Here is a 15227-nt window from a genome sequence, read left to right as displayed (position 1 = left end):
TCAGCCCGCCACAGCTTCGGCCGGAACCGAGTGCTTTTCTTTGTAGTTCTGCACCGCGGCCTTGATTGCGTCTTCAGCCAGGATGGAACAGTGGACCTTCACGGGCGGCAGGGCCAGCTCTTCGGCGATCTGCGTGTTGCGGATGTTCATGGCCTGATCCAGCGTCTTGCCCTTGACCCATTCGGTCACGAGCGAGCTGGAAGCAATGGCCGAACCACAGCCATAGGTCTTGAAGCGCGCATCTTCGATCACGCCGGCTTCGTTGACCTTGATCTGCAGCTTCATGACGTCGCCACAGGCCGGGGCGCCGACCATGCCGGTGCCCACCGACTCGTCCGACTTGTCGAACGAACCGACGTTGCGCGGGTTTTCGTAGTGATCCAGAACTTTGGTGCTGTAAGACATGTTAATTCTCCACGTATATCCAGGCGCGGGCGCTCAGTGCGCAGCCCACTGCACGGTGTTCAAGTCGATGCCTTCCTTGGCCATTTCCCACAGCGGCGACATATCGCGCAGCTTGCCAACCCGGCTCTTGATCAGCTCAACCGCAAAATCCACTTCCTGCTCGGTCGTGAAGCGGCCCAGCGTGAAACGGATCGAGCTGTGCGCCAATTCGTCGTTGCGGCCCAGGGCGCGCAGCACATAGGACGGCTCCAGGCTGGCCGAGGTGCAGGCCGAACCGCTGGAGACGGCCAATTCCTTGATCGCCATGATCAGGGATTCGCCTTCGACATAATTGAAGCTGACGTTCAGGTTGTGCGGCACGCGCTGGTCCATGTCGCCGTTCAGGTAAACCTCTTCGATCTGCGACAGGCCATTCCAGAGACGGTCCCGCAGCATGCGGATGCGCTCGTTCTCGGTGCCCATTTCTTCGCGCGCCAGGCGGAAAGCCTCGCCCATGCCGACGATCTGGTGCGTGGCCAGCGTGCCCGAGCGGAAACCGCGCTCGTGGCCGCCGCCGTGCATTTGCGCTTCGATGCGGATGCGCGGCTTGCGGCGCACATACAGCGCGCCGATGCCCTTGGGGCCGTAGGTCTTGTGGGCCGAGAACGACATCAGGTCGACCTTGAGCTTTTGCAGGTCGATTTCCACCTTGCCGGTCGCCTGCGCGGCGTCCACATGGAAGATGATGCCCTTTTCGCGGCAGATCTCGCCCAGCGTTTCCACGTCCTGGATCACGCCAATCTCGTTGTTCACCATCATCACCGACACCAGCACGGTATCGGGACGCAGCGCGGCCTTGAAGACGTCCAGATCGATCAGGCCGTTGTCCTTCACGTTCAGGTAGGTGACTTCGAAGCCCTGGCGCTCCAGCTCGCGACAGGTGTCGAGGACGGCCTTGTGCTCGGTCTTGACGGTGATGATGTGCTTGCCGCGCTCCGCGTAGAAATTCGCGGCGCCCTTGATGGCCAGGTTGTTGGATTCGGTGGCGCCGGAGGTCCAGACGATTTCGCGCGGGTCGGCATTGACCAGCTTGGCGACTTCTTCACGGGCGCGCTCGACGGCCTCTTCCGATTCCCAGCCGAACGCATGGCTGCGCGAAGCCGGGTTGCCGAAGTTCTCGTACAGCCACGGCACCATCTTGTCCACGACGCGGGGGTCAACCGGTGTCGTGGCCGAATAGTCCAGATAGATTGGGCGGGTGGTCATTTCTACAACTCCTGATACTTCTTATACGGTGGCATTGGCAGCGACGGTCGTGGTCGGGGCGTTGGCGGCGTTGGCGCCTCCCACCCTGTTCACACGCACCGCGCAGGCCTGCGCTTGATTGTTGGCTTCCTGCAATTGGCGCACGCGCTGCTGATCAACCAGATCTTGCAGGGACACCGAATCCAGGTAATCGACCATCTTGCGATTCAACGTGGCCCAGAGTTCGTGCGTCATGCACTTGCCTGGCTTGCCATCGTTGCCGCTCGTACAGTCCCGCTTGCCGCCACAGCTGGTGGCGTCCAGCGGTTCGTCGACCGCGAAGATGATGTCGGCGACGGTCACGTTGCGCGCCAGGCGGGCAAGAGAATAACCGCCGCCCGGGCCACGCACGCTGTCCACGAGTTCGTGGCGACGCAGTTTCCCGAATAGCTGTTCCAGATAGGAAAGCGAGATGTTCTGACGCTGGCTGATGGCCGCAAGAGTGACCGGGCCGCTATGCTGCCGCATAGCCAGATCGATCATGGCAGTCACGGCGAAACGCCCTTTGGTAGTTAGCCGCATGGTGGGTTCCCTGTGATTCGGCAATGGCCGCCAGCGAATCCAGCGGTCAATACCCGAGTAATTGGCTCAAGTATAGCCTATTCCCGACTAATTTGGTATGGCTCCCGGCTAGAAAAAACCGCGCATTTGCGCGGTTTTTTCAGTGCCATGTACCCCGAGAACCGCGCTGCAGGCGGTTCTACACTATTGCGTATCAAGCCGCCTGGTACTGGGTCGCGCGCTTACGGACCAGTTCAAGAACACCCTGACAGGCGTCCTCCAGGTAGTCCAGGACCTTGCCGAAACCATCGGCGCCGCCATAGTACGGATCGGGCACGGTGGCCTCCTCGAACTCATTGGCAAAGCGCATCAGCAGCATCAGCTTGTGCTGATAGGCCTTGGGGCATTGCTGCTGCATGGCGGACAGATTGTCCCAGTCCATGGCGAGGATAAGATCAAAGTCGCGGAAATCTTCCGCGGTGACCTGACGCGCCTCGCAGTGAGTGATCTCGTAGCCGCGTTTACGCGCCGCAGCCTGCGCCCGGGCATCAGGCGCCTCGCCGATATGAAACGCGTGCGTGCCCGCGGAGTCGATGCGAACGACATCGCCCAAACCCGCGTCGTTCACCAAATGGCGAAACACGCCCTCTGCGCTCGGCGAGCGACAGATATTGCCCATGCAAACGAAAAGTACCTTGGTCATCATGGAATCAAGTGTGCGGGAAAACCCGAGATAAGGCAAGCTTTTTTTGCGCCTGCGCAATTGACGAAAAGCAAATACGTCCCTCTTCTTTTCCCAAACAAATCATAGACTTGAGCAATACTTTTCAGGTAGGCACTGAGACTTCCGCAGCAAGAATTCCCGCGATTGTGGCAGCACGATTGCAACGCAACAGATTTTCGTTGCGTTCAGCCAACCGTCAGCCAGCAGACACGTTTAGATACACGTATTGCACCTATACCGCGCCGTCCAGCAGCACCCTCTGCTTCAAGGCCGTCAGCGCGTCCCGGGCCGCGGCAGCCTGCTCGAACTCGAGGTTCCTCGCGTGGTCCATCATCAGCTTTTCCAGCCGCTTGATTTCGCGGGACAGGGCTTTCTCGTCCTTCAGGAATTCGGCTGGAACCGCAGCTTCCAGGGCGTCGTGCTGGGCAGGCGCCACGATGCCGTCGATCAGTTCCCGCACCGCCTTGTGCACGCCGCGCGCCGTAATCCCATTGTCGAGATTGAACTGCAGTTGCTTGGCGCGGCGGCGGCTGGTCTCTTCCATGGCGCGCTGCATCGAATCCGTGATGCGGTCCGCATAGAGAATGGCATGGCCATTCAGGTTGCGCGCCGCGCGTCCGATGGTCTGGATCAGGCTGCGCTCCGACCGCAGGAAGCCCTCTTTGTCCGCGTCCAGGATCGCCACCAGCGACACCTCGGGGATGTCCAGGCCTTCGCGCAACAGGTTGATCCCCACCAGCACGTCGAACATGCCCAGGCGCAGGTCGCGAAGAATCTCCACCCGCTCGACGGTGTCGATGTCGGAATGCAGATAGCGCACCTTCACCCCGTGCTCGGCCAGGAAGTCGGTCAGGTCCTCGGCCATGCGCTTGGTCAGGGTGGTGACCAGCACGCGCTCGCTCTGCGATACGCGCGCCTTGATCTGGCCCAGCAGGTCGTCCACCTGAGTGCGCGCGGGCAGCACTTCGACTAGCGGATCCACCAGCCCCGTGGGCCGCACGACCTGCTCCACCACATTGTCGGTGTGCTCTTTCTCATAGGCCGCGGGCGTGGCCGACACGAAGACGCACTGGCGCATCCGTGTCTCGAACTCTTCGAGCTTCAAGGGCCGGTTGTCCAGCGCGGACGGCAGGCGAAAACCGTACTGCACCAGGGTCTCCTTGCGGGACCGGTCGCCCCGGTACATGCCGCTCAATTGCCCGATGGTGACGTGGCTTTCGTCGATGAACATCAGCGCATCGGACGGCAGGTAGTCGATCAGCGTCGGCGGAGGATCCCCGGGCGCGGCGCCGGACAGATGGCGGGAATAGTTTTCGATGCCTTTGCAGAACCCCAGTTCCTGCAGCATTTCCAGATCGAATCGGGTGCGCTGCTCCAGGCGCTGGGCCTCGACCAGATGGCCGTCGTCGACAAAACGCTTGACGCGTTCACGCAGCTCTTCCTTGATGGTCTCGATCGCGCGCAGCACCGTATCGCGCGGCGTCACATAGTGCGAACCGGGATAGACCGTGAAGCGCGGCAGCTTCTGGCGGATGCGCCCCGTCAACGGATCGAACAGCTCCAGGCTTTCGATCTCGTCGTCGAACAGCGTCAGGCGCAATGCCAGCTCGGCGCTTTCCGCCGGGAAGATATCGATGGTCTCGCCGCGCACGCGGAAAACGCCGCGCGTGAACTCGGCATCGTTGCGGGTGTATTGCATGGCGACTAGGCGCGCCAGGATCTCGCGCCGGGCGATCTGGTCCCCGGTTCGCAGGATCAGGACCATCGCATGGTAGTCGCCCGGATTGCCGATACCGTAGATGCAGGACACCGTACCCACGATGATCGTGTCGCGGCGTTCGAGCAGGCTCTTGGTGGCCGACAGCCGCATCTGCTCGATATGCTCATTGATGGACGAATCCTTCTCGATGAACAGGTCGCGCGTCGGCACGTAGGCCTCCGGCTGGTAGTAGTCGTAGTAGGAGACGAAGTACTCCACCGCGTTCTTCGGGAAGAACTCCCGCATCTCGGCGTACAGCTGCGCAGCCAGCGTCTTGTTCGGGGCCAGCACCAAGGCGGGGCGGCCCATGCGCGCAATGACGTTGGCCATGGTGTAGGTTTTGCCCGACCCCGTCACGCCCAGCAGCGTCTGGAACATCAGGCCGTCTTCGACGCCCTGCGTCAGCCCCTCGATGGCCGTGGGCTGGTCCCCCGCGGGCGGATAGGGTTGATAGAGATGAAACGGGCTGTCAGGAAAATCGACGAATCCCGGACCTGCGGCGGGCACCACCGCACTCGGGTCTATTGCGCTCTTAGGCATGCTAGACTGTTCCAGGGTAAACCCCCCATTATCCACAGCACCTCGTACTGCGTCCACCCACCTCATCAGAGTCCCATGAGCACCCTTTTCGATTCCGTCGAACTCGCGCCGCGCGACCCCATCCTTGGTCTGAACGAACAATACAACGCGGACACGCGCCCCGGTAAAGTGAACCTGGGCGTGGGCGTGTATTACGATGATCAGGGACGGATCCCCCTGCTGAGCGCGGTACGCAAAGCCGAAGCCGCCCGCATCGAGGCCGCCGCAGCCCGCGGCTACCTGCCGATCGAAGGCATTGCCGGCTACAACACCGGCGCGCAAGCCCTGCTCCTGGGCAAGGATTCCGCATTGGCCGCCGCCGGCCGCGTGCTGACCACGCAAGCCCTGGGCGGCACCGGCGCGCTGAAGATCGGCGCCGACTTCCTGCGCCAGCTCCTGCCGGCCTCCAAGGTCCTCATCAGCGACCCCAGCTGGGAAAACCATCGCGCACTGTTCGAGCGCGCCGGCTTCGAAGTCGGTACGTATTCGTACTACGACGCCGCCACCCGCGGCCTGAACTTCGATGCCATGCTGGCCGACCTGAAGGCCGCGCCGGCCAAGACCGTCGTCGTGCTGCACGCCTGCTGCCACAACCCCACCGGCGTGGATCCCACCGCCGACCAGTGGAAGCAGATCGCCGCCGTCGTGAAGGAAAACAATCTGGTCCCGTTCCTGGACATCGCCTACCAAGGGTTCGGCGACAGCCTGACCGAAGATGCCTCGGTCGTGCGCATGTTCGCCGACCTGGACATGACGATGTTCATCAGCTCCTCGTTCTCGAAGTCGTTCTCGCTGTACGGCGAGCGCGTCGGCGCGCTGACGGTCGTTGCCGGCAGCAAGGACGAAGCCACGCGCGTGCTGAGCCAGCTCAAGCGCGTGATCCGCACCAATTACTCCAACCCGCCCACCCACGGCGGCACGGTGGTTTCGACCGTCCTGAACACGCCTGAACTCTTCGCCCTCTGGGAAGAAGAACTCGCCGGCATGCGCGACCGCATCCGCCTGATGCGCAAGCAACTGGTCGAGAAGATCAAGGAACACGGCGCCAAGCAGGACTTCAGCTTCGTGCTGAACCAGCGCGGCATGTTCTCGTACTCGGGCCTGAGCGCCGCGCAAGTGGATCGCCTGCGCGAAGAACACGGCGTCTACGCCGTTTCCAGCGGCCGCATCTGCGTCGCCGCGCTGAACAGCGGCAACATCGACAAGGTGGCAGCCGGCATCGCGGCAGTGCTGTAAAGCCGCGCGTCGCAGGCCGGCTTGCACGGCCTGCCGTCAGAAACGGGACCCTCGGGTCCCGTTTTCATTTGCGGCCCGGGCTGGCTTGCTTTTTTACGCTACGTCCCCCAGAATGGCGCTGTATATATGTACAGTCCGCTAACACCGGATCATCGCCATGGCCAGCAAACTCACGGATCGCCAGCAACAAATCCTGGACCTCATCAGGCAGACCGTCACGCGCACCGGTTTTCCGCCGACGCGTGCCGAAATCGCCCAGGCCCTGGGCTTTCGTTCCCCCAACGCGGCGGAAGACCATCTCAAGGCATTGGCCCGCAAGGGCGCCATCGAGCTTACCGCCGGCGCCTCGCGCGGCATCCGCCTGAAGGATGGCGGGCCGGCCGCCACGCAAAGCTCCCTGCCCTTGCCGGCGCTGGCGCAATTGCTGCTGCCGCTGGTCGGCCGCGTCGCGGCTGGCAGCCCCATCCTTGCCGCCGAGCATGTAGAACGCGAAATCGGCGTGGACCCCCACCTGTTCGCGCAGGCGCCCGACTACCTGCTCAAGGTGCGCGGCATGAGCATGCGCGACGCCGGCATCCTGGAAGGCGACCTGCTCGCCGTGAAGAAAGCCTCGGAAGCCCGCAACGGCCAGATCGTCGTGGCCCGCCTGGGCGACGACGTCACCGTCAAGCGCCTGCAGCGCCAGAACGGCCATATCGAGCTCCTGCCTGAAAACCCGGACTTCGAAACCATCGTGGTCGAAGCCGAGCAGGAATTCGCCCTGGAAGGCATAGCGGTAGGCTTGATCCGCACCCACGCGCTGCACTAAGCCCGCGGCTTTCTGCAAAAGAAAACCCCGCCTTCAAGCGGGGTTTGCTTTTTGGGCGCCCTCTTTCGAAGGCGCCCTTGCAGGCACTATCAGTGCTTGAGCACGGGGTCGGTCGAACCGGGCTCAGCCGGCTTGGCGACCAGCGGCTCCTTGACCGCCTCTTCCTCGGCCAAGGGCTCCGGCAGACGCTCCAGGGCCAGTTCCAGCACCTTGTCGATCCAGCGCACCGGCACGATCTCAAGGTGGTTCTTGACGTTGTCCGGAATCTCCGCCAAGTCCTTGACGTTTTCTTCCGGGATCAAGACCGTCTTGATGCCGCCACGGTGGGCCGCCAACAGCTTTTCCTTCAGGCCGCCGATCGGCAGCACTTCGCCGCGCAGCGTGATCTCGCCGGTCATGGCGACATCGGCGCGCACCGGGATGCGCGACAAGGCCGACACCATGGCCGTGGTGATCGCGATACCCGCGGACGGACCGTCCTTGGGCGTCGCGCCTTCCGGCACGTGGACGTGCATGTCGTGCTTTTCGAAGACGCTGTCGGCAAAGCCCAGACGGCGAGCACGCGAGCGCACAACCGTACGCGCGGCTTCGACCGACTCCTTCATCACATCGCCGAGCGAACCCGTGCGTTGGATGACGCCCTTGCCGGGCATGTCCGCGACTTCGATCGTCAGCAGGTCGCCGCCGACTTCCGTCCACGCCAGACCCGTGACCTGGCCGATCTGGTTTTCCTTTTCGGCCATGCCGAAGGTGTAGCGGCGCACGCCCAGGTAATCGCTCAGGTTGTCACCCGTGACGTTGACCGGCTTGACCTCGAGGGTCTTGCCCTCGGCCTTGGCGCGGTCGGTCTGGGTCAGCAACTGCTTGATGACCTTGCGGCAGATCTTGCCCACTTCGCGTTCGAGCGCACGCACGCCGGCTTCCCGGGTGTAGTAGCGCACGATGTCGCGCAGCGCGCTGTCGTCCACCGTCAGCTCGCTGTCCTTCACGCCGTTGTTCTTCATCAGCTTGGGCAGCAGATGGTCGCGGCCGATATGGATCTTCTCTTCCTCGGTGTAACCCGACAGGCGGATCACTTCCATGCGGTCCAGCAGCGCGGGCGGAATGTTCAGCGTGTTGCTGGTGGCCACGAACATGACGTCGGACAGGTCGAAGTCGACTTCGATGTAGTGGTCCTGGAACGTGTGGTTCTGTTCCGGGTCCAGCACTTCGAGCAGCGCCGAGGAAGGATCGCCGCGGAAATCCATGCCCAGCTTGTCGATTTCATCAAGCAGGAACAAGGGATTGCGCACGCCGACCTTCGACATGTTCTGGACGATCTTGCCGGGCATGGAGCCGATGTACGTACGACGGTGGCCGCGGATCTCGGCCTCGTCGCGCACGCCGCCCAGCGCCATGCGGACGAACTTGCGGTTCGTCGCCTTGGCGATGGACTGCCCCAGCGAGGTCTTGCCGACGCCCGGAGGGCCGACCAGGCACAGGATCGGGGCCTTCACCTTGTCCACGCGCTGTTGCACGGCAAGATATTCCAGGATCCGTTCCTTGACCTTCTCGAGGCCATAGTGGTCGTTGTCCAGCACCGTTTCGGCGTTGCTGATCGAATTGTTGATCTTGCTCTTCTTCCTCCAGGGGAGGTTGATGAGCGTATCGATGTAGTTGCGCACCACGGTGGCTTCGGCCGACATGGGCGACATGAGCTTGAGCTTCTTGAGCTCGGCATCGGCCTTCTTGCGCGCCTCTTTGGGCATGTGGGCAGCGATGATCTTCTTTTCAAGCTCTTCGATGTCCGCGCCCTCTTCGCCTTCGCCCAACTCCTTCTGAATGGCCTTGACCTGCTCATTCAGGTAGTAGTCGCGCTGGCTCTTTTCCATCTGCTTCTTCACGCGGCCGCGAATCCGCTTCTCGACCTGGAGAATGTCGATTTCGGTTTCGAGTTGCGTGAGCAAGCCTTCGAGGCGTTCGGAGGTGCCGACGATCTCGAGCATCTTCTGCTTCTGCTCGAGCTTCAAGGGAAGATGCGCGGCGATCGTGTCGGCCAGGCGTCCGGCATCATCGATGCCAGCCAGCGAGGTCAGGATCTCCGGGGGGATCTTCTTGTTGAGTTTTACGTATTGCTCGAACTGGGCAACGATCGCGCGGCGCAGGGCCTCGGTCTCGGAGCCTTGCATGGCGTCCGGTTCGATCGGCGACACCTGGCAGGTGAAGTGCGAATCGGCATCTTCAATACTGTTGATGCGAGCGCGCTGGGTGCCTTCGACCAGCACCTTGACGGTGCCATCGGGCAGCTTGAGCATTTGCAGGATGCCCGCGACGCAACCGATTTCGTAGACGTCTTCAGGCGTGGGGTCATCCTTGCCGGCGGACTTTTGGGCCACCAACATGATGCTTTTGCCCGCTTCCATCGCAACCTCGAGCGCGCGTATGGAGCGCGGACGGCCGACGAACAGCGGGATGACCATATGCGGGAACACTACGACATCGCGCAGTGGCAGCAGGGGAAGGTCGATCGGGTCGGAAGGCAGGGTCTGGCTGGCAGACATAGGAGGTTCCTCGGTATGACTCGGCGTATCGGGGACGGGGTACCCGGGAATACCCGAGCAAACTCGTCAGTTACGTCTGTTATGGGAACAATAGCCGAAAATTCAAGATCTCGGCGCCCGGATAACCTACAGGCTAAAAAAAACCCCAGACAGCGCCCTTAGTATGCGGGCAGCGTGGCCGCGAGAAAAGCGCGTTTTCACCTGGGGAGCGCCTGCAGGAAAAAAAACCCGTTACGCGAACGGGTTTTTTTGAAATATCAGGCCGCGGCGTCGCGGACTTCCCCGCGCTCCGGTTTTTCCAGAGCAGCGGCTTCGTCGGCATAGATAAGCAAGGGCTTGCCCTCGCCTTCAATGGCGCCTTCGTCCAGCACCACGCGCTTGACGTTGCCTTGGGAAGGCAGGTCATACATGGTGTCGAGCAATGCCTGCTCGATGATGGACCGCAGGCCACGCGCGCCGGTCTTGCGCTTGAGCGCCTTGCGGGCGATGGCCTTCAGTGCAGCGGGCCGCACGTCGAGCTCGGCGCCTTCCATGGCGAACAGCTTCTGGAATTGCTTGAGCAAGGCATTCTTGGGCTCGGTCAGGATCTCGACCAGGGCCGCTTCGTCCAGCTCATCGAGCGTGGCGACGACCGGCAGGCGGCCGACCAATTCGGGGATGAGGCCGAATTTGATCAGATCTTCCGGTTCGACTTCGGAGAAGAGCTCGCCCACGCCACGTTCCGACTTGGCGCGCACGGAAGCCGAGAAGCCGATGCCGGACTTTTCGGTGCGATCGCGAATGACTTTTTCCAGTCCGTCGAAGGCGCCGCCCACAATGAACAGGATGTTGGTGGTATCCACCTGGACGAAGTCCTGGTTGGGATGCTTGCGACCACCTTGCGGCGGCACCGAGGCCACCGTGCCTTCGATCAGCTTCAGCAAAGCCTGCTGCACGCCCTCGCCCGAAACGTCGCGGGTGATGGACGGGTTGTCGGACTTGCGGGAGATCTTGTCGATTTCATCGATGTAGATAATGGCGCGCTGCGCCTTTTCCACTTCGTAGTTGCAGTTCTGCAGCAACTTCTGAATGATGTTCTCGACGTCTTCGCCCACATAGCCGGCCTCGGTCAGCGTGGTGGCGTCAGCCATCACGAAAGGCACATTCAGCATGCGCGCCAGCGTCTGTGCCAGGAGCGTCTTGCCCGACCCGGTGGGGCCGATCAGCATGATGTTGCTCTTGGACAGCTCGACTTCGTCACCCTTGATCTCGCCGTGACGAATGCGCTTGTAGTGGTTGTAGACGGCCACGGCCAGCATGCGCTTGGGCGAATTCTGCCCGATGACGTACTGGTCGAGGAAAGTCTTGATTTCGGCCGGAGTGGGCAGCTCGGAACGAATCGCCGCGCGCGCGGTTGCCTGCGCTTCCTCGCGGATGATGTCGTTGCACAGGTCTATGCATTCATCGCAGATGAATACCGACGGACCCGCGATCAGCTTGCGGACTTCATGCTGGCTTTTATTGCAAAACGAGCAATGCAGCACTTTTGCGTCTGCCGATCCCTTTTTTTCAGGCATATTTGTTTCGTATCTCAGGTAAAGATGCGCCAGACCAAATAAAAGGTCTAGCGCATGCGCTTACTCAAACATGATGGCAGGGGGTCTGGATCAACCGGGAAGTCAGCCTTCCGAACGGGAGGTCATCACCTTGTCCACCAGTCCATACGATACCGCATCTTCGGCCGACATGAAGTTGTCACGTTCCGTGTCCAGCTCGATGCGCTCCATCGTCTGGCCGGTGTTCTGGGCCAGGATGCGGTTCAGGCGCTCGCGCAGGTCCAGGATCTCGCGAGCCTGGATCTGGATGTCCGAGGCTTGCCCTTGGGCGCCGCCGGACGGCTGGTGAATCATGATGCGCGAGTTGGGCAAGGTAAAGCGCTTGCCCTTCTTGCCCGCCGCCAGCAGGAACGCGCCCATGCTGGCCGCCAGGCCGGTGCACAGGGTGGAAACGTCCGGCTTGACGAACTGCATGGTGTCAAAGATGGCCATTCCCGCATACACCGACCCGCCGGGCGAGTTGATGTACAGGGAAATGTCCTTGTCAGGATTCTCCGATTCCAGGAACAGCAACTGAGCCACAACCAGGTTGGCCGTGGTGTCGTTCACCGGTCCCACCAGGAAAATGAGCCGCTCGCGGAGCAGACGCGAATAGATGTCGTAGGCGCGTTCGCCGCGCCCCGACTGCTCGATCACCATGGGAATGTAGCCCAGGCCGGTGGGGGTCACCGAAGACCCGCCATTCATTGCCGCATAGAAATCGGTGAATCTCTGCATAGTGTTACGCCATCCCCATCAACTGATCAAAAGGCACCTTTTCTTCGGTGACCTTGGCCTTTTCCAACACGTGCGCGACGACGTTGTCTTCCAGCACGATAGCCTCGATTTCAGCACGACGCTGGCGGTCAGCCAGGTAATAGCTGACAACCTGAGCGGGTTGTTCGTAGTTTTCGGCGAATTCTTCAATGCGCGCGCGAACTTGCTCGGGCTTGGCTTGCAGCTGGGCTTGCTTGACCAGTTCCGACACCAGCAGGCCCAGACGGACGCGGCGCTCGGATTCGGTCGAGAAGGCTTCAGCCGGGATCGGCACGGACTCGGCGTTCGGGATGCCGCGCTGCTTGAGCTCTTCGCGGGCAGCGGCGACACGACCTTGCACGTCGTTGTCGACCAGGGCCTTCGGCACATCAAACTTGCCGGCTTCGACCAGGGCATCCATGACGCTGGACTTGGTGCGGCCTTGCGAGCGCACCTTGACTTCGCGTTCGATGTTGCTGCGGATGTCGGCCTTCAGCTTTTCGACGTCGCCTTCGGCTTGGCCCAGGGACTTGGCGAATTCGCTGTTCAGTTCGGGCAGGACGCCTTCAGCCACTTCCTTGATGGTAATGGTGAATTCGGCGGTCTTGCCGGCGACTTCCACACCTTGGTAGTCATCGGGGAACTTGAGCTGGAAGACCTTGGACTCGCCAGCCTTCAGGCCGCGGGCGGCTTCTTCGAATTCCGGCAGCATGCGGCCTTGGCCGAGCACGAACGGGAAATCTTCGGCCTTGCCGCCTTCGAACGGCACGCCGTCGATGGTGCCGGCGAAGTCCAGCGTGACGCGGTCGCCGTCGGCGGAGGCGCGGCCTTCGCGGGCTTCGAACGTGGCGCGCTGCTTGCGCAGGACGTCCAGGGTCTGTTGCACTTCGGCGTCGGTGACGGCAGTGTCAAAGCGGGTGACGGCCAGGGTCGAAAGATCCGGCACGGCGACTTCAGGATAGACCTCGAACGTGGCGGTGAACGCCAGCGTGTCGTCGGTAACGCCTTCGGTCTTGGGTTCGAGGTTCGGGGCGCCGGCGACGCGCAACTTGGCGCCATCGACAGCTTGTTCAAAGGCACGGCCAACTTGGCTATTGATCACGTCGTAGCGGATGCTGGGGCCATGGCTGCGCTCGAGCATGGCGAGCGGAGCTTTACCCGGGCGGAAGCCGGGGACCTTGGCGGTGCGAGCCACGCGCTTCAATTGCGCCTGGACTTCCTTTTCGACGTCGGCCACCGAGACGGCCAGATCAACACGGCGCTCCAGGCCGGAGAGGGTTTCAACCACAGGCTGCATTAAAAGACCTATTTTCCGAGAGATGAGATTACGGGCGGATAAACGCGCCATTTTACCGGAAACTTCCGGAACCCTGACGCAAAGAGGCGCGAGCCCCGGATTTGCCCGGATGCTCGCGCCCCGTTTTTCGCCCGAAAAGAGAGGGCAAACGTCTGTTTAAAGGCTTATTTGGCCTTGGCGATGCGGTCTTCGATGTGCTGAGCGCGCTTGGCCGAGGACGGGTGCGAGCTCATCATATCGCTCTTGCCGCCATCCAGCTCGGCAAGTTTCTGGAATGCGGTCACCAGGCCGCGGGTATTCAGCTTCTTGGCCTGCAATTGATCGAACGAGTAATCGTCCGCCGCGCTTTCCTGCGATTGCGAGAATTGCGCATTGATGAACTTCTCGGTCAGGTCGCCCAACTGCGAGGAACTCAGGGCAGCAACCGTCGAGCCGCCAGCCGCGCCGGCCGCGTCGCGCGCCGCCGACACCGTATAGGCGGTTTGCATCGCCTTCTTGCTGTGGCCCAGCGCCACGTGGCCGATTTCGTGGCCCACCACGCCCAACACCTCGTCGTCCGTCATCATGTCCATCAGGCCGCTATAGACGCGAATGCATCCGTTGGCCATGGCCCAGGCGTTGACGTCCTTCGTGAGGTAGACCTTGTAGTTCGCTTTCTGGCCGTTGACCGTGCCACCCAGCGACTTGGCGATCTTTTGCAGGCGCGCGTCGTACTTGCTGCCGGGGGCAGCAATCTTTTCCTGCGAATCGCTCTGCGCGCAAGCCTTGTCCGACAGGGTCTTGATCTCGGCATCGCTCAGCGTTGCGGCCTGGACCACCTTGGCGCCGGCGCCCACAAGCCCCCCGATATCCAGGGCGTGCGCAGCCGAGTACGGCGCAAGCGCGACGGTCAACGCGGCGACGGTGTAGCGGATCTTCATGGGAACAAACTCCTATTGACTTGTTCTATGCAAACGAGGCCGCAATTCTATATAGGGCATAAGCTTTCGAAGCGTTTCGGCACAGAGTTTCGCAAATGCGAAGTTCACTTACAGAAAAGGCAAGCAGGTCTCCCCAGGCCGTGCTAGCCCATGTCTTGAAAAATCTCTGTCATCAAAAACAAATGTCTCTTGCACGACGGCATTGATAGAATTGCCGCCGCGCTTTTTTTGCAAACAACAAACGGCTCGCACCCAACATGATCCCGAATCCCCCTCCCCGCCTAGGCCTGCTCCCCAGCCTGATCTTCAGCTCCCGCTGGCTGCAGCTGCCGCTCTACCTGGGCCTGATCGTCGCGCAAGGCGTCTACGTCCTGTTGTTCCTGAAGGAGCTGTGGCACCTGATCACGCACGCCAACAGCTTCGGCGAAATGGAGATCATGCTGCTGGTGCTGGGCCTGATCGACGTGGTCATGATCTCGAACCTGCTTGTCATGGTGATCGTCGGCGGATACGAGACCTTCGTGTCCCGCCTGCGGCTGCAAAACCATCCGGATCAGCCGGAATGGCTAAGCCATGTGAACGCAAGCGTATTGAAGGTGAAACTGGCGATGGCCATCATCGGCATCTCGTCGATCCACCTGCTTCGTACCTTCATCGAGGCCGGCACCATCGGCACGCCGAATGCGCGCTTCACCGAAGCCGGCGTCATGTGGCAGACCATCATCCACGCCCTGTTCATCCTGTCGGCGCTGGGGATCGCGCTGGTCGACCGCCTGTCGACGCCCGCGACCAACAAGCACTGAGCGCCTTTCAGGCAAAAAAAAGCCCCCACACCTTGCGCGTG

At 61.6% G+C, this 15227-nt stretch carries 13 protein-coding genes; 3 read left to right on the top strand and 10 right to left on the bottom strand.

The features are described 5' to 3' along the window. From iscU to uvrB, 5 genes are all read right to left on the bottom strand, one after another. Positions 1 to 405 (bottom strand): Fe-S cluster assembly scaffold IscU, encoded by a 405-nt coding sequence (gene iscU / locus HLG70_RS03815; RefSeq protein ID WP_006225297.1) that lies wholly within the window; start codon positions 403 to 405, stop codon positions 1 to 3. Positions 406 to 438: 33 nt separating this feature from the next. Continuing rightward, positions 439 to 1650 carry an IscS subfamily cysteine desulfurase gene (locus tag HLG70_RS03810; RefSeq protein WP_171663885.1) on the bottom strand — a complete coding sequence of 404 codons (1212 nt, stop codon included), beginning with the start codon at positions 1648 to 1650 and terminating at the stop codon, positions 439 to 441. A gap of 21 nt (positions 1651 to 1671) precedes the next feature. Then, positions 1672 to 2211 carry a Fe-S cluster assembly transcriptional regulator IscR gene (gene iscR, locus HLG70_RS03805; RefSeq protein WP_171663886.1) on the bottom strand — a complete coding sequence of 180 codons (540 nt, stop codon included), beginning with the start codon at positions 2209 to 2211 and terminating at the stop codon, positions 1672 to 1674. A 193-nt stretch (positions 2212 to 2404) separates the two neighbouring features. Then, the gene (locus tag HLG70_RS03800; RefSeq protein ID WP_006386176.1) at positions 2405 to 2896 is read right to left on the bottom strand and encodes a low molecular weight protein-tyrosine-phosphatase; all 492 of its coding nucleotides are present in this window, start codon (positions 2894 to 2896) and stop codon (positions 2405 to 2407) included. 250 nt (positions 2897 to 3146) lie between these two features. Continuing rightward, the gene (gene uvrB / locus HLG70_RS03795; RefSeq protein WP_171663887.1) at positions 3147 to 5213 is read right to left on the bottom strand and encodes an excinuclease ABC subunit UvrB; all 2067 of its coding nucleotides are present in this window, start codon (positions 5211 to 5213) and stop codon (positions 3147 to 3149) included. A 75-nt stretch (positions 5214 to 5288) separates the two neighbouring features. Here uvrB and HLG70_RS03790 point away from each other — a divergent pair, with 75 nt between their 5' ends. After that, positions 5289 to 6488 carry an amino acid aminotransferase gene (locus HLG70_RS03790; RefSeq protein WP_171663888.1) on the top strand — a complete coding sequence of 400 codons (1200 nt, stop codon included), beginning with the start codon at positions 5289 to 5291 and terminating at the stop codon, positions 6486 to 6488. 157 nt (positions 6489 to 6645) lie between these two features. Beyond that, the gene (gene lexA, locus HLG70_RS03785) at positions 6646 to 7296 is read left to right on the top strand and encodes a transcriptional repressor LexA (protein WP_171663889.1); all 651 of its coding nucleotides are present in this window, start codon (positions 6646 to 6648) and stop codon (positions 7294 to 7296) included. An 89-nt stretch (positions 7297 to 7385) separates the two neighbouring features. Here the strand turns inward: lexA and lon are convergent, their stop codons facing one another. From lon to HLG70_RS03760, 5 genes are all read right to left on the bottom strand, one after another. Then, on the bottom strand, positions 7386 to 9836 hold the full coding sequence (gene lon / locus HLG70_RS03780) for an endopeptidase La (RefSeq protein WP_171663890.1): 2451 nt from the start codon (positions 9834 to 9836) through the stop codon (positions 7386 to 7388). A 257-nt stretch (positions 9837 to 10093) separates the two neighbouring features. Continuing rightward, positions 10094 to 11392, bottom strand: coding sequence for an ATP-dependent Clp protease ATP-binding subunit ClpX (gene clpX / locus HLG70_RS03775; RefSeq protein WP_171663891.1), 1299 nt, complete (start codon positions 11390 to 11392; stop codon positions 10094 to 10096). 102 nt (positions 11393 to 11494) lie between these two features. Next, positions 11495 to 12148, bottom strand: a complete 654-nt coding sequence (clpP, locus tag HLG70_RS03770; RefSeq protein ID WP_171663892.1) for an ATP-dependent Clp endopeptidase proteolytic subunit ClpP — start codon at positions 12146 to 12148, stop codon at positions 11495 to 11497. 4 nt (positions 12149 to 12152) lie between these two features. After that, positions 12153 to 13463 (bottom strand): trigger factor, encoded by a 1311-nt coding sequence (gene tig / locus HLG70_RS03765; protein ID WP_171663893.1) that lies wholly within the window; start codon positions 13461 to 13463, stop codon positions 12153 to 12155. Positions 13464 to 13627: 164 nt separating this feature from the next. Next, positions 13628 to 14383, bottom strand: a complete 756-nt coding sequence (locus HLG70_RS03760; protein ID WP_171663894.1) for a M48 family metallopeptidase — start codon at positions 14381 to 14383, stop codon at positions 13628 to 13630. A gap of 257 nt (positions 14384 to 14640) precedes the next feature. Between HLG70_RS03760 and HLG70_RS03755 the strand changes: the two genes are divergently transcribed. After that, positions 14641 to 15186, top strand: coding sequence for a TIGR00645 family protein (locus HLG70_RS03755; protein WP_171663895.1), 546 nt, complete (start codon positions 14641 to 14643; stop codon positions 15184 to 15186). The last annotated feature ends 41 nt before the right edge of the window (positions 15187 to 15227 follow it).

This window comes from Achromobacter deleyi (assembly GCF_013116765.2).
Taxonomy (GTDB): Bacteria; Pseudomonadota; Gammaproteobacteria; order Burkholderiales; family Burkholderiaceae_B; genus Achromobacter; species Achromobacter deleyi_A.
Note: the sequence above shows the minus strand (reverse complement) of the source record. Positions and strands in the feature narration are given on the sequence as shown.